Genomic DNA, 19,742 nt, shown 5'->3' with positions numbered 1-19,742 from the left:
GTGTAATTATGGCCATTACATATGAACTTATTAAACGTTGTTCGAAAACAGGGGCGAGGGTTGGCCGGTTATATACGCCGCATGGCGTATTTGACACGCCTATTTTTATGCCTGTCGGCACGCAGGCTACGGTGAAAGCCATGTCACCTGACGAGCTTAAAGCTATGGGTGCAGGCATAATTTTGAGTAATACTTACCACTTATATTTACGTCCAGGTCACGATTTGGTCGCCGAAGCTGGTGGGCTTCATAAGTTTATGCAGTGGGATCGTGGCATTTTGACTGACAGCGGCGGATTTCAGGTGTTTAGTTTAGGGCCCCTTCGCAAAATAACCGAAGACGGAGTTACATTTCGCTCGCATATTGACGGATCAAAACACTTTCTATCTCCAGAAAAAGCCACTGAAGTACAAATGGCGTTAGGCGCTGATATCATCATGGCTTTTGACGAGTGTGTTCCTTACCCGGCTGATCATGAATATGCCCGCCAATCCACTGAACGCACAACACGGTGGGCTGAACGCTGCAAAAAAGCCCATACCCGTAAGGATCAGGCTCTATTTGGCATTGTTCAGGGAGGAATGTATAGAGACCTTCGGGCTATGAGTGCCAAAGATCTCATTTCTTTGGATTTTCCCGGTTATGCTGTTGGTGGTCTGAGTGTCGGAGAACCAAAACCACTTATGTATGAAATGTTGGAGCACACTGTCCCCTTATTACCCGAAAACAAGCCGCGCTATTTAATGGGAGTAGGTACGCCTGATTGTTTGGTAGAGGGTGTAATGTACGGCATTGATATGTTTGACTGCGTTTTCCCAACAAGGGTGGCGCGTAACGGCACTGTGATGACAAGCCGCGGACGGCTTGTCGTCAAAAATGCTGAGTTCGCTAGAGATTTTCGGCCAATTGATCCGGATTGCGGCTGCTACGCCTGCCGTAACTTCTCGCGCGCCTATATCCGGCACTTATTAAAAACAGAAGAAATTTTTGGTATGCGCCTGACAACCACTCACAATCTGCATTTCTTACTGAATTTTATGAAAGACATGCGCAAAGCCATCCTTGAAGACCGTTTTTTGGCTTTTAGAGAAGAGTTTTGGGCTCATTATCGTAAATAATAAGAGGATTTACGGCGATTGTGTGGAATATACTGGCTAACAGACAACAGGAGGTGATTTATAATGCCAGAGTTTTCACCCGAAATAATGCAAGCCATTCAAGCTTCATGGCCGATTATTTTAATGGGCGTGATCTTCTATTTCTTGCTTTACCGTCCACAGAAAAAGGAACAGCAGCGCCGCCAGGAACTTTTAAATAATCTGAAGAAGGGCGAACGGATCGTAACAATCGGTGGTTTGTACGGAACTATCACTGCACTCAGTGAAAAAACCGTCACAATCAAAATTGCCGATAAAGTGGAAGTCGATGTATCACGTTCCGCTGTAAGCCACCACCAGAATCAACCTAAGCCTTAATAATTATCGCTGTCACCCATACTTACGGTTTCGTCCTAAGGACTTGGTGCAACGCCAAGTCTTTTCTTAAAGGAGGGGGGAAAGCATTATGGAAATGAATAAAAATGCCAAAATGGAACTGCGCAAAAATATTTTAGCTGTTAGACGGGGAATGACTCCTGAGGAAGTTGCTGCCGGCAGTGAACGCTTTGTTGAGCATTTGTGTGCTTGGCCTGTCTATCAAGCCGCTAAACATATTATGATGTATCTGGCAATGCCTGATGAGCCTCATATGGAAAAAGTTATCTCACACGCGCTGACTGCCGGTAAAACAGTATGTGTACCGCATATGCGTGAGACTAGAGGCCTGATGGATGCTGCTATTATTGCCGATCTTGATGATTTGGTAGTAGGTCAGTTTAATCTTTTAACTCCCAATCCGGCAACCTTAAGGCTCCTGGAACCAAGTGAGCTTGACCTTATTATTGTTCCTGGAGTGGCTTTTGACAAAGATGGCCGACGATTAGGGATGGGGGCTGGTTACTATGACCGGTTCTTGATTAAGGCGAACAAGACCGAGCTTATTGGTGCGGCTTGGGCTGCGCAAATACTTGAGATGGTCCCCACTGACGAGCATGATCGGCCAGTAAATTATTTAGTTACTGAAGAGGGCATATTTACGTGCAGGTAAGGCAAAATGTAAGTAGTTGCATTTGCCTTTACACTGCCATTAACTGAATATGGCTACGAGATATTTGGCAGTGGAGGGCAAAGGCTAATTTTTTTGATAAACGGAGGAATTAGTCTATGTCAGTAGCTACTGATGAGCGTACTCTTACTATTGCACAATTAAGAGCAGACCACGAAGTAAACGTTTATCTTACCCGTAGTACTCAATATCTCGGGAGCCTCGGTTTCACTGAGCATGGTCTCAGACACGCGGGGATTGTTTCAGCCTTAGCCTATAAGGTATTGCAAGAATTGGAGTATCCGGCGCGAGAATGTGAGCTTGCGGCGATCGCCGGTTATCTTCATGACGTTGCGAATATGATTAACCGGTATAATCACGGCGGCTCAGGTGCAATAATGGCCTATAATATTCTTACACGTCTGAGAATGCCTCCAGAAGAGATTGCTTTGGTTATATCAGCTATCGGCAACCATGAGGAAGAGCGCGGTAACGCCGTTAACCATGTGGCTGCAGCGTTAATTCTCGCTGATAAGTCTGATGTCCATCGTGCACGGGTTACTAATCGTGATTTTGCCAAATTTGAGATACATGACAGAGTAAACTATGCTGCCGAAAGTGGCAAGCTGCTGGTTGACAAAGCTTCCCGCACTGTAACGCTCCATGTCACTATTGACACGGAAATCTGTCCTGTCATGGAGTATTTTGAAATATTTTTATTACGCATGGTTATGTGCCGGCGAGCGGCCGAGTTTTTAGACTGTCGTTTTAAGTTGGTAATCAATGACTATGACTTACTCTAGACATAGTCATTTCAAAAAAACACATACAAGCAAGATTGGGGGATAACTTTTTGAGGTGGGGGAATTTAACGAAATTTTTGGCTGTGGTCTTAGTAATTCTTGCTGCTGCTGGCTATTATATGTTGCCGCTGGCCCTATCTATCAAACAGGGTCTTGACTTACAGGGCGGAACACATGTTGTACTGGAGGCTTCTGACACTCCCGAAGCTCAAGTTAACGAGGATGCCATGCAGCGGGTTGTTCATATTATTGAGCGCCGGATTAACGAACTTGGGCTTACCGAGCCAATTGTTCAGCGCCAGGGTGAACGCCGGATTATTGTTGAGCTTCCAGGTGTAAAAGATCCGGAAAAAGCTATTGAAATGCTCGGCAGAACTGCTCTTATGGAGTTTCAGGATGAGAGCGGTGCCGTAGTCTTGACTGGTAAAGACTTAAAGGATGCCAAAGCCCAGATAGATCAAAACGGGCAAAAACTGGTTTCCATTGAATTTACCGACGAAGGTGCTAAAAAGTTTGCTGATTTGACTGCCAAAAATGTGGGTAAACATATCGCGATTCTGTTAGATAAGCAGATTTTAACAAATCCTGTTGTGCAGGAAGCTATTCCTAACGGTAAGGCAGTAATTTCAGGTAATCGGTCCATCGAAGAAGCTGAACGTCTGGCAATACTACTCAGATCAGGTGCTTTGCCAGTTAAGGTTGATATCTTGGAAACGCGAACTGTTGGTCCGTCTTTAGGCGAAGATTCTAAAGCTAAAAGCATGCAGGCATTTGTCATCGGTATTGCCTCCATTGTCATCTTTATGCTGCTTTTCTACCGCCTTTCAGGTTTTGTGGCTAATGTCACGCTGGTTTTGTATGTAATGCTGCTGTTATTTGGTTTAAAAATGCTCAATGCGACGTTAACATTGCCAGGTATTGCGGGAATAATCCTGTCTATGGGTATGGCCGTTGATGCCAACGTGCTTATCTTCGAACGGTTTAAAGAAGAATATCGCAACGGAAAGACGTTGCGGGCTGCCATGGACGCCGGATTTAGCCGGGCTTTTGCCACTATCTTAGATTCTAATGTGACTACTCTCATTGCAGCTGCAGTACTGTTTTTCTTGGGCACAGGGCCTATTAAAGGCTTTGCCGTCACTTTGGGGTTGGGCATTGTTTTAAGTATGTTCACCGCAATTACAATTACCAGATATGTATTAAGAATGCTCATTCATGCCAATGTATTTAAAAATAGCAAGTTTTACGGGGCTTAGGGGGGAGAAGGACATGAAATTCGATATTGTCGGTAAACGTAAATGGTGGTTTATACTTTCAGCGCTCTTCTTAATCCCCGGCCTGATCTCTATGATGATGCAAGGTTTTAATCTAGGCATTGATTTTACCGGCGGCACTTTGCTTGACCTGAAATTTGCTCGCCCGGTCACAGTTGCGGAAGTCAGGGATGTTCTCAAGGATTATCAGTTAGAAGGCAGTACCATTCAGCTGGCTCTGGCCGGTCAGGAAGATAGGTCACCTAACGTATTTGTACGTTCCCACGTGCTCAATGAAGATGAGCGACGGACGGTACTTAAAGGTTTTGAAACTAAGTTGGGTGCTTTTGAAGTGCTCAGGATCGAAAAGGTTGGAGCCGTTATTGGTTCAGAGCTTACCCGGCAGGCGATTTTTGCGCTCTTAATCTCCTGGGTGCTTATGATTGTCTATATAACCTATCGGTTTGAGTTTAAATTTGCTGTTTCTGGGATTGCAGCACTACTTCACGATATATTGATTGTGATGGGCTTGTTTTCAATTCTGCAAAAGGAGATTGACGCTTCCTTTGTTGCTGCTATTTTGACAATTGTCGGTTTTTCGATTAACGATACAATCGTTATTTTTGACCGTATTCGCGAAAACCTGAAAACGTATAAAAAAGCAGATGGTCTTGAGGAACTTGTCAACCGCAGCATCTGGCAGACTATGACCCGCTCGATTTATACCGTGCTTACGGTGCTGTTTGCAACAGGAGCGCTCTATCTGTTTGGCGGCGAGACTACGAAGAACTTTTCTTTGGCGCTTTTGATTGGTTTTGCCAGCGGCGCATACTCTTCGATATTTAATGCCAGCCAAATTTGGGTTACCTGGAAACTATATGAAGACCGGCGGCGGCTTGAGATAAAGACAAAAGGCGCCAAGTAAAAAGTAGCCTGGGGCATATTGCTCCAGGTTTTTTTGCACCATCGAGGCCCCTGCGCATATCCTATAAGCAAGGCAGGGGGCGATACATATGGGCGTAATACTACCGGCGCTGTCATTGGCTATTGTTCATATTGCAGGCGATAATGCAGCAGTTGTTCCGGCCATGGCTTCGTTAATAGGAAATGGTATTTATGCTACAGTTTTCTTGGCTTATATGATATTTGGCTCAGTGCTAGCGGGGATGTCAGCCTGGATAGGTGTAAAGAGCGGGCGCGAATTGACAGCAGTAGTAAAACGGTTATTTGGCCTGCGAGGTAAGCAGATACTGGCGTTTTCCGTATTAGCCGTGTCGCTCCCCGCCAGCGCGTTAACCGGCGGCTATTTTGCTGGGCAGTTAATTGAGAGCTTGACTGGCATCCCGTATATGTTTGCCGCTGCACTATGTATAGCAGGATGTTCTATGCTGGCCGCCGGTTATGGTCGAGAATTGCTGCAGATTTCTAATTATCTGGCGCTTCTGTTTATTCCGGCAACAGGCATTATGCTGGCAATGCTGTTAGATACTATCCAAGTTATACCGTTAAATAATATCATTGCACTCGATCAGATCAGTTGGCCCTTAGTCTTGGCGCTCATTGGCTATAATGCCTGTGGCATGCGTTCAGCGCTAGTAGTAGAGGCCGGAACTTATTTTGTCACCAGAGATTACACAGGGGTGTATCTAGCAATATTGGCTAAAATTTTTGAAGGTTGTTTTACCCTATTCTTGGCTCATCTGGCATTAGTTGGTGGAGCTTCCGGACTCATGGCGCTGCCAACTGTTGCTGATAAGGTCCTTGGTCCTTGGCTGGCAACTGGTTTTAACGGTATTTTGCTATGTATATTTATTAATACAATGGTGCCAGCAATGCTGGTCAATGCAAAGCAGCTCAGTGTATTGACCCGATTAACTCTGTGGCCTGCATTGACACTGTCGGGGGCTCTTATTTGGGGTGGCAGTTTTATCTGTTTAGATTTGATGCTCATGCTCATGAGCGGTACAGGTTTGATCATGATGGTTTTCATTTGTTATACAGCTTACTCCCTACATAAACAAGGTGCCAACAAGTCACAATAACGTTACCAATAGTACTATACTAGTGCGAAACGGGGTACATGACTTTTGTTGGTTAAATTTCTAGTCACTTTTATTATGCTGGTCGGTCTCTTATGTACGATCTCAGCTAAGCTGCCTGGAACGTTAATCATTCTGCTGGGAGCAGCGCTTTATGGCCTGTTTGCTGGTTTTTTGACTTTCGCGCCATGGATTATCGTAATGCTGATATGTCTGGTTGTAATAGCCGAGTTGGGTGGCAGGGCATTAAGAATATATTTGACCCGAAACTATCCAGTTTCTCGTGTATTCAGCGTCAACAGCGTAATCAGTCACGTTGCCGGCATGCTAGCTAGTGATGCATTACTAGGGCCCGTTCTTGGGCTAGTAGTCTGGGAGTTAGTTGCTGGCAAAACACTTATTCCCCGTAGTGATAGCGTTTTATCCGTACTCTACCGGTTAGCCGGGGTGGCTCTACTCAGATTTACCTGTGGGCTTATTATGATCGTGCTCATTAATATGTATATCATGTGAATTTTGATTTGTAGATTAGCAGGCGCTCAGCCTGTTTTTCTTTATATTGCTACTTTTATTTGCCTATTTTATCAAATTTAAAGGATTATTCCACTTTTTACGAGAATAGTAACTTGATAACTATTTATGGGTGTGATAGAAAAATGATTAACTTATTGCTTGCCTTTATTTTCGCGTTTCTGGTGGCTATTTTTGCTGTCCAGAACTCACTGCCGGTTACTGTGACTTTTTTGACATGGGGTTTTCAAACTTCACTGGTTATTATCATTCTAGGCTCTGCTACCTTTGGCGCTATGATCATCTTATCGCTTGCTATGCTGGTACAATTTAGACTTAGACGTGCCCTCCGCAAAGCACAGCAGGTGCAGCAGCAGTTGGAAGCAGAAAACCGTGAATTGCGAGCCGGACAGGAAACCCAGCCACAAAACCAGTAAAAAACAAGATAGATTTAGGTCAAGTTGCAAAATATTACACTGTATACTACAATTATCTAGTATAGTATTACGGAGGTCTTTATACAGTCTATGGCGAGGCTAAAAAAGGCATGGAGACTATTTCCTGCTAAGCGTGAACTGGCTAGTGAGCTCAGCCGGAAAATGAATATATCAGAGTTTATTGCTCAAACGTTAATTAATCGCGGTGTTACCGACGAAAAAGCAGCAACTGAATTTTTGTCTGCTAGTTCAGAATATATCGCAGACCCATATCTCCTTAAAGATATGAGTATTGCCGTCGGGAGAGTTGTTCAGGCTATTGCAGCGCATGAAAAGATTACTATTTACGGTGACTATGATGTTGATGGAATTACATCATGTGCGGTAGTTTATAAAACATTAACTCGGCTTGGCGCTAGTGTTGAGTTTTATATTCCAGACAGGCAAAGTGAAGGTTATGGCTTGAATGCTGCCGCTTTAGACAGCCTTATTCAGACAGGAACCAAACTTATTATTACTGTCGATTGTGGAATTAGTGCGGTAAAAGAAATTTCTGCTATATTGGGGCAGCTAGATATAATTATAACAGACCACCACCAGCCACCGGCAGAACTGCCATCTGCTTTGGCGATTATTAATCCCAAACAGCCGGATTGTCTGTATCCTGAAAAAAACTTAGCCGGAGTCGGTGTCGCATTTAAGTTATGTCAGGCTTTGTGGCAACACTACTACGGGACAGATAATAAGTTTTTTGATTACCTCGATATCGTAGCGATTGGCACAATTGCCGATATTGTACCTCTTACCGGTGAAAACCGGGTTTTAGTTAAAACTGGTTTAAGGCAGTTAGCAACTACTTCTAATATAGGCATCAATGCTTTATTAGAAGTATGTGGATTAACTGGTAAGGTGGTTGACAGCGGGAGTGTGGGGTTTGTTATTGCACCGAGGCTAAATGCAGTAGGACGTGTGAGCCAAGCAACGGCCGGTGTGGAGCTTTTAATCACTAATGACTTAAACTATGCGCGTGAACTGGCTGGCCTCTTAGATGCTGAAAATTCAGCCCGCCAAGCAATAGAGAAGCTGATTTTGGCCAAAGCTGAAGAGCAGTTGTCCACGCTAGATATAAGTGCTGCCAACGTGCTGGTTCTGGCTGGCGAAGAATGGCATTCAGGGGTCATTGGCATCGTAGCTTCGCGGTTAGTAGACAAATTTTATAGACCGGTAATCATGATTAGTGTACGTGACGGATACGGCAAGGGCTCCTGCCGCAGCATACCGGCATTTGATATGTACGGAGCGCTGACTCGATGTTCTGATTTGTTAACCCAATTTGGCGGTCACCGTCAGGCGGCAGGCCTAACAATTCCTGTTAACAATATACCCTTTCTTCATGAGCGATTAAATGCTATTGCTTCGGAAAACCTATCAGAATCTGACTATATTCCTGTCCTTACTATTGATTCTTTTTTGCCGCTGGCAGAAGTCAATGCGGCGTTTATTGAACAATTAGCTTGCCTTGAACCATATGGATTTGGCAACCCGAGTCCGGTGTTTGCCTGCCGAAATGTTGAGTTTTTGGAAAAAAGGCTGATCGGGCAGCAGAGCCGACACTTGAAGCTTAAGTTAAAAAATACTGCAGTTAATGATGTAATTGCCTGGAACATGGGAGAATTATCAGATACGCTTGCCTGCAACAAAAAAATAGACCTGGTATTTGTACCTAAATTTAATGAATGGCAGGGAAAAAAAAATCTGCAGTTGACAGCGCATGATGTGCGACAATCGATTGTCAGTGAAGACAAAGAGAGTCTGGATAAACTTGCACCTGACCGAGAATGTATTGGGTATATCTATTTGACTGTTAAAGAATTTAATAAATTGGGACAATGTAAATTTTCTCTTCAAGATATCGCCGATATAATTTTAAAAAAGTATAAAATTACTTTACCTGAGAAGGTTGTTGATATGGCAATAACCATACTATGGGAACTAAATTTATTAGCCAAAGAAGTAACTGCTGAAGGAACACTTAACATTGTACTGGAGCCATCTCCGTTGAAAAAGCTAGAGCTATCAGATTCACCTACATTTCGTGAGAGTGTACGAATGCGTGAGGAGTATTTAGCTGGATATACTCAGTTTAAGGAGGTTCAGTAATGAATCTACGGGAAAAAATTAGAAATGTACCTGATTTTCCACAGCAAGGAATTGACTTTAAAGATATTACTACACTACTTAAAGATGGAAAAGCATTTCGAGTAGCGATTGATATGTTATCAGCACATTATCAGGATAAGCACATTGATGTAGTGGTTGGACCAGAAGCGCGCGGGTTTGCTGTTGGTGCTCCGGTCGCCTATGTTCTAGGCGCAGGTTTTGTGCCGATCCGTAAACCAGGAAAGTTGCCTGCTGAGATAATCAGTTATGAGTATTCATTAGAGTATGGTAAAGATGCCCTTGAAATTCATAAAGATGCAATTGAACCAGGAAGCAGCGTGCTGATTGTCGATGACTTGCTGGCAACCGGCGGTACTACCATGGCGACAGTCAAGATGGTTGAACGGTTAGGTGGCAAGGTGGCAGGGCTGGCGTTCTTGATCGAACTATCCTTTTTGAATGGGCGCCAAGTTTTGGCTGGCTATGACATAAACTCTTTGGTTCAATACTAATTAGCCAAATCAAGTACAGCTATATATAATATATTAGCAGCAACAGGGTAAGAGGTGGGTCATGGGCAGCGATGTGCAAGAAAAAAAAGGGAAACGGCCAAATATTGAAGATATAGTGGCTAAAATTAAAACTTATCAACCTGACGCGCCATTGCAGTTAGTTGAAAAAGCTTACCAATTGGCCCATAGCTCCCATGCTGGTCAACTTAGGGTATCTGGCGAAGAGTATATTTATCATCCGTTAGGGGTTGCTAATATACTGGCTGATTTACAGATTGATGCTGTTACAATTAGCGCCAGCTTGCTTCATGATGTGGTGGAAGATACTGAAGTTACATTAGAGAAACTGGAAAAAGAGTTTGGCAAAGAAATTGCCATGCTTGTTGACGGAGTCACTAAATTAAGTCGCATTGAGTATAAGTCCAAAGAAGAACAGCAGTTGGAAAACTACCGCAAGATGTTCTTAGCCATGGCTAAAGATATCAGGGTAGTACTGATAAAGCTTGCTGACAGATTGCACAATATGCGTACGCTTAAGTATATGGCACCACATAAACAGCAGGAGATATCCCGTGAGACACTTGAGATATTTGGACCATTGGCGCACCGGCTTGGTATTTCTAATGTTAAGTGGGAATTGGAAGATTTATCTTTTCGGTTTTTAGAACCAGACAAGTATTATAAGCTTGTTGAACAAGTTAAACAAAAGCGTAAAGAGCGAGAGAAAATTATTACCGATGCCATTGCGCTGATGAGTGAACGGCTTGAGGGTGTCGGGATTACAGCGGAAATCCAAGGGCGTCCAAAACATTTTTACAGTATCTATAAGAAACTAAAGAAAAGTCACAAGCAGGATGTTAGTGAAATATATGATCTATCAGCCATTCGGATTGTTGTCGATTCTGTAAAAGATTGCTACGGTGCTCTCGGTATTGTTCATACTTTATGGAAACCTTTGCCTGGTCGATTCAAGGATTATATCGCAATGCCGAAATCTAACGGCTATCAGTCACTACATACTACTGTTATTGGGCAATCAGGTCAGCCACTTGAGATTCAAATTCGTACATTAGACATGCACCGGATTTCCGAATATGGTATTGCCGCTCATTGGAAGTACAAAGAAGGCCCAAAAGCAGCCAATAAGGACACAGACCAAAAACTAGCCTGGCTCAGGCAGCTTTTAGAATGGCACCGTGATTTGCGGGATCCGCGCGAATTCATTGAAACGGTAAAGATGGATGTCTTTGCCGATGAAGTATTTGTGTTTACACCGCGGGGCGATGTCGTTGATTTGCCTGCTGGTTCAGTACCGATAGATTTTGCCTATCGCATTCATACCGATGTTGGTCATCGCTGTGTTGGGGCCAAAATTAACGGCAGAATTGTCCCGCTTGAATACAAGCTCACTAATGGCGATATTGTTGAAATCATTACTTCCAAACATAACAACGGGCCTAGCCGTGATTGGTTAAATGTGGTAGGATCATCGGAAACCCGGAATAAAATCAGGTCATGGTTTAAGAAAGAAAAGCGAGAAGAGAATGTTGCCAAAGGCCGGGAGATGATCGAACGCGAGAGTAAGAAACTTGGCTATGAATGGCGTGATCTGGTAAAAGGCGATCGTTTAAGTGAAGTCGCTAAACGCTTAAACGTTGTAAGCGAAGATGACTTGTTTGAAGCTTTGGGTTATGGTGGAGTTACCCTCCATGGGGTTATGGGCAAGCTGATGGAAGCTCATAAAAAAGAACTAAAAAGCACTACACCTCCTGATGTTACTGCTATATTGGCCGATCTTAAGCCTAAACGGCCAAAGAGTAAAGTCAGCCATGGTATTTTGGTAAAAGGCGAATCAGGACTTATGGTCAGATTGGCCAGGTGCTGCAATCCGCTGCCAGGTGATGTCATCGTTGGGTATATTACTAGAGGACGGGGAGTATCGGTTCACCGTGCGGACTGTCCTAATATATTGAATAATCCCGAGGAATACGAGCGCATGATTGAAGTTAACTGGGATATGCCTGGTGATACACTCTACAAGGTTTCCATTGAGATTGCAGGCGGGGATCGTCCTAACCTGCTGTCAGACATTATGATGGTCGCAGCAGATGCTAGGATTAACGTAAGTTCTCTGAATGCTAGGGTACAGAAAAATAAAACCGCTATTATTAACATGGACATTGATATCGGCAATCTGGCCCAACTAGAGCATATTATGAATAAAATACGCAGGGTTTCGGATGTGTTCTCTGTACACCGTATGACCCAATCCTTAGGAGGAGTCTAATGCGGGCTGTTGTTCAACTCACAGATGCCGCCAGTGTAACGGTAGCAGAGCAGGAAATATCTAATAGTAAGACAGGGCTCACCGTGTTTCTTGGGGTGGGCCAGGAGGATACTGAGCAAGATGCCAAATATCTTGCGGAAAAAATTGTTAATTTGCGAATTTTTCCTGATGATGCGGGAAAAATGAATCTGTCTGTCAAAGACATCAACGGAGATTTGTTAATAGTTTCCCAGTTTACATTATATGGCGATTGCCGTAAAGGCCGCCGGCCAAGTTTTGATACTGCGGCTCCGCCAGCGCAAGCCTTGGCACTTTATGAGGCTTTTGTGGAATTATGCCGCAATATGGGTGTGAATGTGTCGTGTGGGCAGTTCCAGGCCGAAATGATTGTTCGTTTGAGCAATCATGGACCGGTAACCATGCTGCTTGACAGTAACCGGTTGTTTTAATAAGGAGTGTGATTATGTGAAAGTAATTCAACTGCAAGTAGGCCATCTTGGAACTAATTGCTATGTAGTGTATTGCGAGCAAACATTAAAAGCTGGCGTAATTGATCCTGGCGGAAGCGCCGACGCCATCATCTCTGAAATTAATAAAGCTAATCTTAAGGTTGAGTATATTATCAATACACATGGACATGCCGATCATATTGCGGCAAACGACGCGATTCAGCAGGCTACCGGCGCAAAAGTTCTCATTCATCATGAAGATGCCGGTATGTTGACAAGTGCTCAGAGCAACCTATCTATGTTTATTGGCGGCGGTATTGTTTGCCAGCCTGCTGATCAGCTACTAAGTCATAATGATACTATTGCTGTTGGTAACATTAAATTGAAAGTTTTGCATACGCCTGGGCACACACCTGGAGGTATTTGCTTGCTGTCAGACAAAGTGCTAATTGCTGGGGATACATTGTTTGCTGAATCAATTGGCCGGACTGATTTTCCGGGCGGTTCTCATAGTCAGCTAATCAATAGCATCAAAGATAACCTGCTGAACCTTGAGGATGATGTTACTGTCCTGCCAGGCCACGGCCCAGAAACCACGATAGGCTGGGAACGTACACACAATCCCTTTGTTCAGTAACTTGGATTACGTATGATGAAATCACTTGCCGTTTGGATAAAAATCGTCATTTTAGCCTCTGGATTATATATGCTCAGCCAGGTAACGGTTATTTATCTACCTATTATTGTTGCTATTATCGCGGCTTTTGTGCTTAATCCACTAGTAAATGCTCTGACTGACGTACCCATGGGTACGAAGAAATATCATTTACCCCGTGAAGTAGCTATTTTACTAGCTTTTCTGCTAACTGGCCTGCTCCTGAGCGCTATTACGATGTTTGTCTTATTACCATTTATCAGTGAGTTTAATAACTTTGTTATTGACCTGCCCAAACTGGTTAGCAGAATTAACAAGCTAACTATGTTGATTGAGCAACAGGCAAATTCTGCACAAGTTCCTGATAATATCCGCTCGCTGATTACTGATGGACTGACTGGAGCAGCTTCTTATGGCGTAGGCTTCATGCGTAATATTATTAATGCAGTATTCGCTTTTGCCACACAAATCATTGAGCTGGTAGTTGTACCTGTTTTAACTTACTATTTTTTGAAAGACTGGCGAAGTCTCAAAGCTGATGTTATTACCCTTTTTCCTCCTTTATCCCAGCCCCGAGCTGTCAGCATAATTGAAGAATTGGCTATGGTTGTGAGCAATTATATTCGCGGTCAGGTACTGATTAGTGCCATAATGGGTTTAATGGTATTTAGCGGCATGTACTTTTTGAGAGTGGACTATCCGCTTGTATTGGGTCTCCTGGTTACTTTGACTGAGACACTCCCAATTATCGGGCCGATAATTGGTGCTATTCCTGCTATCTTGCTAGCTTATTTGTCATCACCCGTGTTAGCAACAAAAGTGGCTGCTTTTTATATAATCCTTCATCAAATTGAAAACCACATAATTGTTCCTAATATTATGGGGCACACCATTGATTTGCATCCCGTATTGGTAATTATAAGTTTGTTGATAGGCGGCCAATTGTACGGAATCGCCGGAATGATTCTGGCCGTGCCTGTTGCCGCATTATTCAAGGTTGTACTCCGGCACCTCTGGTATTTGGATGAAGTTCCGAAGGACAGGTGAATTATATGAGTATTGATTTGTCTAACTTGCGTCAAAAGTTTCGGGAACGGGACTATAAGCTGACACCCCAACGCCAAATTGTTTTGCAGGTTTTTATCGATAATCAAGACAAGCATTTAAGCGCTGAAGACGTTCATAATATTGTGCGGCAGCAGTCGAACGATATTGGGTTGGCAACAGTATACCGCACGCTTGAATTATTGAGTGAACTCGATGTTCTGCAAAAAATGGATTTTGGTGATGGCCGCAGCCGATATGAAATTAATGAAACAAGTACGCCCCATCATCATCATCATCTTATTTGCCTTGCCTGTGGCAAGGTGATAGAGTTTGAAGATGATTTAATGGACGAGCTAGAAAACGTAATTGCTAAAAACAGCAATTTTACCATCGTAGATCATCAAGTTAAGTTTTACGGATATTGTCAGGAGTGCCGCAAAAAACGTGAAGATTAATAATTTTTTCTTTACTAATGCTGGTGCCGGCGTTGATATTTCTTCTGCTATACGTGATACTATGCTCCTGTTTAATGTTGATGCTGCGGGCGTCTGGCCGGAAGGGGCCCGCTTAGCTGATCTTAAGCCTGGCAGTCTGCTTATAGTAAGTTCAGTCAGATGTGAAGAGGATCAAGTAAGTATAAAAATTGTTATTAGCTTTTGTACCCCAGCAGCTGAAATCGAATCTTTGACTGAATATGAGTATCGTCCTATGCCGCTGGCGCGCACTAAGAGTGAAGACAGTGAAGATGTAACTGGGCTGGTCAGGCGACTGGTACGTCTTACTGTTCTTCGGCTTATGCGGAAGTTAACAGGAAGTAACCCAGCACCGTGGGGAATTCTTCGTGGTGTTCGTCCCACGAAAATAGTCCATCGTTTGTTGGATCAAGGTCTTATTCGTTCCCAAATCACTGCAAAACTTGTGCAAGAGTATGCGTTAGAACCCGCCAAGGCTGCACTTGTTACCGGTATTGCCATCCATCAGCGCCCCGTGATCGTTAGCCCTGATAATCCAGTGAACGAAAAAAAAATAAGTATATATATAGGAATACCCTATTGTCCATCGAGATGTTTATACTGCTCATTCCCAGCCTATGTGCTGCCCGAGCGGCGAGAACAGCTTGATGCTTTTTTACGGTCAATTACCCGAGACATCGAAAGCACTTCACAGCTAATAGCAAGGTTTAATTTATCGGTAGAGAGTATTTATGTTGGTGGCGGAACACCTACGAGTTTGTCAGCAACTGATTTGGCCGCTTTGCTTGCTCTAATTAGAGAAGGCTTTAGGAGTGCGCAAACGAAAGAATTTACAGTTGAAGCTGGACGCCCTGATAGCATTAATAACGAAAAAATTGATGTTTTGCGGCAATATGGAGTAAATAGGGTAAGTATAAATCCGCAAACAATGCAAGATAAAACATTAAAACAGATTGGACGAAGACATACTGTTCAAGATATAATAGACATATTCGGTAAAATCCGCTATGCTGGGATACCCCTGGTAAACATGGATGTAATTGCAGGTCTGCCTGGTGAGACTGAAGCCGATATGGAGGATACCATGCGGCAAATTGCCATGCTCAACCCTGAAAATATTACGGTACATACGTTAGCCTTAAAGCGTGGCTCCATCCTGAAGGAGTCACTGAGTTCCGGCATACTATCAGGACAATCTTTGCCCAATGAGGAAGTAACTCAAGCAATGCTTAAGGTTGCTACCGATTACGCCACCAGCTTGGACATGCATCCATACTATTTATACCGGCAGAAGTATATGACAGGTAATCTTGAAAACATCGGCTATGCCAAACCGGAAACCGATTGCCTTTATAATATTCAAATAATGGAAGAAAGACAGACGATCATCGGCATTGGACCCGGTGCTGGTACTAAGGCAGTAAGCCCTAATCACTGGCGGCTTCAAAGTTCCTATAATGCCAAAGATGTTGTCTCCTACATAAAAAATCTAGATGTTTATTTAAACGAAAGAAATACACTGCTTTCAAGATTATATGGCGACTGTAAGGAGGATTAATTATGCTGACAACAGGCCCTCGGGGAACTAAGGATATATTGCCTGATACTAGTGGACATTGGCAGTATGTTGAAAAAACGATTCGTGAAGTATGCCGTAATTTTGCCTATCACGAGATTCGTACCCCGATTTTTGAGCATACAGAACTTTTTTTACGCGGTATCGGAGAGACTACTGATATTGTTGAAAAAGAGATGTATACCTTTACCGATAGAGGTAAACGCAATATTACATTAAGACCTGAAAATACTGCTTCTGTGGTTCGCTCTTATTTAGAGAACAAACTGTATGCTGGACCGCAGCCGACAAAATTATTTTATATCGGACCCATGTTTAGGTATGACCGGCCGCAAGCTGGCCGTTACCGCCAGTTTCACCAGTTTGGCATCGAAGCTATCGGCGCGCACGGGCCAACTATTGATGCTGAGATTATTAGCTTGGCAGTAGAGCTTCTTAACAAGTTAGGGTTAAATGAATTAAAATTGTTAATTAATTCGGTTGGCTGCCCAGAATGTCGTCCTGTTTACCGCACTAAGCTGCAAGAGTTTTTTCGCGATAAAGTATCGCACTTATGTTCAGACTGTCAGTCCAGGTATGATCGTAATCCTATGCGTATTTTAGATTGTAAAAATGAGACATGTGCTGAACACTCTCAAGGTGCTCCTCATATGGTCGATTGCCTTTGCAGTGATTGCAGTAACCATTTTACTGGACTGAAAGATCTTTTGACTGCTGCGGGGATTAGTTTTGTCCTTAATCCGCGTTTAGTGCGTGGCCTTGATTATTACACAAAGACGGCCTTTGAAATCCAGTACTCACCCTTAGGTGCGCAGAGCGCAGTATGTGGCGGTGGCCGCTATGACGGTCTGATTGCCGAATGCGGCGGTCAGCCAACGCCGGGTATCGGCTTTGCCATTGGTATTGAGCGGGTACTTTTAGCGCTAGAAAAACAAGAGTTATTGCCATTCATAAATAACGCGATTGATGTTTTTGTTGCCCCGTTGGGAGCTGAGACTCAGGCAGCATCCTTCGAGCTGTTAACTGAGCTTCGCCATGCAGGTATCGCCGCTGATATGGATTTTATGAATCGCAGCTTAAAAGCGCAGATGAAATATGCCAATAAATATCCGGCCAAGTTTGTGGCGCTTATTGGCCAGGATGAGCTGGCACAGAATAAAGTAATGTTAAAAAATATGGAAACAGGCAGCCAAAATTTAATTGATAGGGCTGAACTGGTACATATGATTATAGAGGAGATGGAGAAGTAATGGCACAAATAGAAACAGCCGATTATGAAACAATTAGCGCAATTGATACAATGCAGGGGTTAAAACGGACCCATGCATGTAATGATTTGAACCAAGATCACACAGGCCAGGAAGTTATTCTATGCGGCTGGGTTTCCAGACGCCGTGACCATGGCGGGCTTATCTTTATTGATTTGCGTGATCGTTCAGGTATTGTTCAAGTAGTATTTTCGTCTGATGTTAATAAGGATGCTTTTGTTAAGGCTGAGATGGTTCGCAATGAATATGTGCTGGCTGTACGCGGTACTGTAAAGGTTCGTTCTGAAGGTACTATTAATCCTAATATGGATACAGGTACAATTGAGGTATATGGCAGTGAACTGAAAATCTTAAATATGGCCAAAACATCGCCTTTTTATATCCAAGACAACATCGAGGTTGATGAAATTCTACGGTTAAAGTACCGTTATCTTGATCTGCGGCGGCCTGAGATGCAAAAAGACCTTATGCTCAGACACCGGGTGGCCAAGTCCATGCGGGACTTCTTGGATCAGCACCGTTTTCTTGAAGTTGAAACCCCCATTCTGACAAAAAGTTCGCCTGAAGGTGCTAGAGACTACTTGGTACCCAGCCGGGTAAATCCAGGCAAGTTTTATGCCTTGCCGCAATCGCCGCAAATCTATAAACAGCTGCTTATGGTTGCTGGGATGGAACGTTATTTTCAAATAGCCCGCTGCTTCCGGGATGAAGATTTAAGAGCTGATCGCCAGCCAGAGTTTACCCAGCTTGACATTGAAATGTCCTTTATTGACAGAGAAGATATTATATCTCTTATGGAGCAAATGGTTGCTCACATCTTTAAAGAAGGTATTGGCGCCGAGGTGCCTGCGTCTTTTGTGCGTTTAAGTTATGATGAAGCCATGGCACGCTACGGTTCAGATAAACCTGATCTTCGTTTTGGTATGGAGCTGGTTGATTTGTCTGGAATCTTTAAAGATTCCGGCTTCAAAGTATTTGATACTGTACTAGCTAACGGCGGTCAGGTTAAAGCCATTAATGTTAAGGGTTACGCCAACGCTCCCCGCCGTGAACTTGATGGTCTAGTAGACTATGTTGCCACCTATGGTGCTAAGGGATTAGCTTGGATATGCTATACTGACGAGGGCCTAAAATCGCCGATTACTAAATTCTTTAGCGAAGATACGATTAGTAAAATGACAGCTCTAACGCAAGCTGAGACTGGTGATCTGCTGCTATTTGTTGCTGATAAACCTAAAGTTGTGGCAGCCGCATTAGGGCAGCTCAGACTGGAAATGGGCCGTCGTCTTAACTTAATCGATCCAGATAAACTAACCTTCTTATGGGTTATTGATTTCCCCATGTTTGAATATGACGAAGAAGACAAGCGTTGGGTTGCTATGCATCACCCATTTACTTCACCGCGCGACGAGGACGTTCAATATTTGGGCAATGATCCAGGCAAGATTAAAGCTAAAGCCTATGATTTGGTGCTTAACGGAATTGAACTGGGCGGTGGCAGCATCCGGATTTATAACCGCAGCATTCAGGAAAAAGTATTTACGGCGATAGGTCTAACTCCTGAAGAAGCTATAGATAAGTTTGGTTATTTGCTTGAGGCTTTTGAGTATGGCACTCCGCCGCATGGCGGTATCGCCTTTGGCTTAGACCGTCTAGTTATGCTTATGGCCAAACGAGCATCAATTCGGGATGTTATTGCTTTCCCCAAAACACAAAGCGCTTCAGATATGATGATGCAAGCTCCGTCGGAAGTGGGACCGCGTCAGCTTAAGGAATTGTTTATTAAGTCTGATGTTGTGACTAAAAAGTAAGCGATTGTAAATGGAAGAATATTCCGGAGCCTAAACTCTTGCAATTGCGTGATTTATTTGATAATATAAAAACGAACAAAAGAATTGCTCATACCCTACTGTGTTCGTTTGAAGTCTATGTTTTGAGCCAACACATTTACTGCGGGAGCCTGTCTCTGATTATGGCCTGTATGCCCTGTATGTTTGAGGGGACACACAAAGTAATCAGGCGAGCACCCACCTGCCGGGGGCAGGTTCAAAACACAGACAATACGGCATGGTGGGGATTGAGCATTCATAGAGAGAGTTAATTTCTGCTAAGAAACATATTCGGACATCTT

19 protein-coding genes and 1 other RNA gene are annotated in these 19,742 nt (G+C 43.5%); all 20 read left to right on the top strand.

Going from position 1 to position 19,742, the window contains the following annotated elements:
* The first annotated feature begins 8 nt into the window (after positions 1-8).
* The 20 genes from tgt (at position 9) to ssrS (ending at position 19,692) form a co-directional block, all read left to right on the top strand.
* A complete protein-coding gene (gene tgt, locus B9A22_RS08030) occupies positions 9-1,118 on the top strand; it encodes a tRNA guanosine(34) transglycosylase Tgt (RefSeq protein ID WP_084575193.1) in 1,110 nt (369 codons plus the stop codon).
* A gap of 63 nt (positions 1,119-1,181) precedes the next feature.
* On the top strand, positions 1,182-1,475 hold the full coding sequence (gene yajC, locus B9A22_RS08025) for a preprotein translocase subunit YajC (protein ID WP_084575192.1): 294 nt from the start codon (positions 1,182-1,184) through the stop codon (positions 1,473-1,475).
* Positions 1,476-1,563: 88 nt separating this feature from the next.
* Positions 1,564-2,145 (top strand): 5-formyltetrahydrofolate cyclo-ligase, encoded by a 582-nt coding sequence (locus B9A22_RS08020; RefSeq protein ID WP_084575191.1) that lies wholly within the window; start codon positions 1,564-1,566, stop codon positions 2,143-2,145.
* Between the two features lie 116 nt (positions 2,146-2,261).
* Positions 2,262-2,945, top strand: a complete 684-nt coding sequence (locus B9A22_RS08015) for a phosphohydrolase (RefSeq protein WP_084575190.1) — start codon at positions 2,262-2,264, stop codon at positions 2,943-2,945.
* 50 nt (positions 2,946-2,995) lie between these two features.
* A complete protein-coding gene (gene secD / locus B9A22_RS08010) occupies positions 2,996-4,201 on the top strand; it encodes a protein translocase subunit SecD (protein ID WP_084575189.1) in 1,206 nt (401 codons plus the stop codon).
* A 13-nt stretch (positions 4,202-4,214) separates the two neighbouring features.
* The gene (gene secF, locus B9A22_RS08005; RefSeq protein WP_084575188.1) at positions 4,215-5,123 is read left to right on the top strand and encodes a protein translocase subunit SecF; all 909 of its coding nucleotides are present in this window, start codon (positions 4,215-4,217) and stop codon (positions 5,121-5,123) included.
* An 88-nt stretch (positions 5,124-5,211) separates the two neighbouring features.
* Positions 5,212-6,240 carry a hypothetical protein gene (locus B9A22_RS08000; protein WP_084575187.1) on the top strand — a complete coding sequence of 343 codons (1,029 nt, stop codon included), beginning with the start codon at positions 5,212-5,214 and terminating at the stop codon, positions 6,238-6,240.
* 45 nt (positions 6,241-6,285) lie between these two features.
* The gene (locus B9A22_RS07995) at positions 6,286-6,750 is read left to right on the top strand and encodes a DUF456 family protein (protein WP_084575186.1); all 465 of its coding nucleotides are present in this window, start codon (positions 6,286-6,288) and stop codon (positions 6,748-6,750) included.
* A gap of 143 nt (positions 6,751-6,893) precedes the next feature.
* On the top strand, positions 6,894-7,184 hold the full coding sequence (locus B9A22_RS07990; RefSeq protein WP_084575185.1) for a LapA family protein: 291 nt from the start codon (positions 6,894-6,896) through the stop codon (positions 7,182-7,184).
* A 90-nt stretch (positions 7,185-7,274) separates the two neighbouring features.
* Positions 7,275-9,344 carry a single-stranded-DNA-specific exonuclease RecJ gene (gene recJ / locus B9A22_RS07985; RefSeq protein WP_084575184.1) on the top strand — a complete coding sequence of 690 codons (2,070 nt, stop codon included), beginning with the start codon at positions 7,275-7,277 and terminating at the stop codon, positions 9,342-9,344.
* Positions 9,344-9,856, top strand: coding sequence for an adenine phosphoribosyltransferase (locus B9A22_RS07980; protein WP_084575183.1), 513 nt, complete (start codon positions 9,344-9,346; stop codon positions 9,854-9,856). The genes recJ and B9A22_RS07980 overlap by 1 nt, the downstream gene beginning before the upstream one ends.
* A gap of 61 nt (positions 9,857-9,917) precedes the next feature.
* Positions 9,918-12,143 carry a RelA/SpoT family protein gene (locus B9A22_RS07975; RefSeq protein ID WP_084575182.1) on the top strand — a complete coding sequence of 742 codons (2,226 nt, stop codon included), beginning with the start codon at positions 9,918-9,920 and terminating at the stop codon, positions 12,141-12,143.
* Positions 12,143-12,592 (top strand): D-aminoacyl-tRNA deacylase, encoded by a 450-nt coding sequence (dtd, locus tag B9A22_RS07970; protein WP_084575181.1) that lies wholly within the window; start codon positions 12,143-12,145, stop codon positions 12,590-12,592. The genes B9A22_RS07975 and dtd overlap by 1 nt, the downstream gene beginning before the upstream one ends.
* A 16-nt stretch (positions 12,593-12,608) precedes the next feature.
* Positions 12,609-13,229: an MBL fold metallo-hydrolase gene (locus B9A22_RS07965; protein WP_084575180.1), complete on the top strand. Its 621-nt coding sequence runs from the start codon at positions 12,609-12,611 to the stop codon at positions 13,227-13,229.
* 12 nt (positions 13,230-13,241) lie between these two features.
* On the top strand, positions 13,242-14,294 hold the full coding sequence (locus tag B9A22_RS07960) for an AI-2E family transporter (protein WP_084575179.1): 1,053 nt from the start codon (positions 13,242-13,244) through the stop codon (positions 14,292-14,294).
* Between the two features lie 5 nt (positions 14,295-14,299).
* A complete protein-coding gene (locus tag B9A22_RS07955) occupies positions 14,300-14,749 on the top strand; it encodes a Fur family transcriptional regulator (protein ID WP_084575178.1) in 450 nt (149 codons plus the stop codon).
* Positions 14,739-16,325 carry a coproporphyrinogen dehydrogenase HemZ gene (gene hemZ, locus B9A22_RS07950; protein ID WP_245823886.1) on the top strand — a complete coding sequence of 529 codons (1,587 nt, stop codon included), beginning with the start codon at positions 14,739-14,741 and terminating at the stop codon, positions 16,323-16,325. Before B9A22_RS07955 ends, hemZ begins: the two co-directional genes overlap by 11 nt.
* Positions 16,326-16,327: 2 nt before the next feature.
* On the top strand, positions 16,328-17,593 hold the full coding sequence (gene hisS, locus B9A22_RS07945; protein WP_084575177.1) for a histidine--tRNA ligase: 1,266 nt from the start codon (positions 16,328-16,330) through the stop codon (positions 17,591-17,593).
* 41 nt (positions 17,594-17,634) lie between these two features.
* Positions 17,635-19,422: an aspartate--tRNA ligase gene (aspS, locus tag B9A22_RS07940; RefSeq protein ID WP_084575229.1), complete on the top strand. Its 1,788-nt coding sequence runs from the start codon at positions 17,635-17,637 to the stop codon at positions 19,420-19,422.
* 89 nt (positions 19,423-19,511) lie between these two features.
* Positions 19,512-19,692, top strand: a non-coding RNA gene (ssrS, locus tag B9A22_RS07935) — 6S RNA.
* Positions 19,693-19,742: the final 50 nt, after the last annotated feature.

Origin of the sequence: Sporomusa malonica (assembly GCF_900176355.1) — a bacterium.
Classification (GTDB): domain Bacteria; phylum Bacillota; class Negativicutes; order Sporomusales; family Sporomusaceae; genus Sporomusa; species Sporomusa malonica.
Note: the sequence above shows the minus strand (reverse complement) of the source record. Positions and strands in the feature narration are given on the sequence as shown.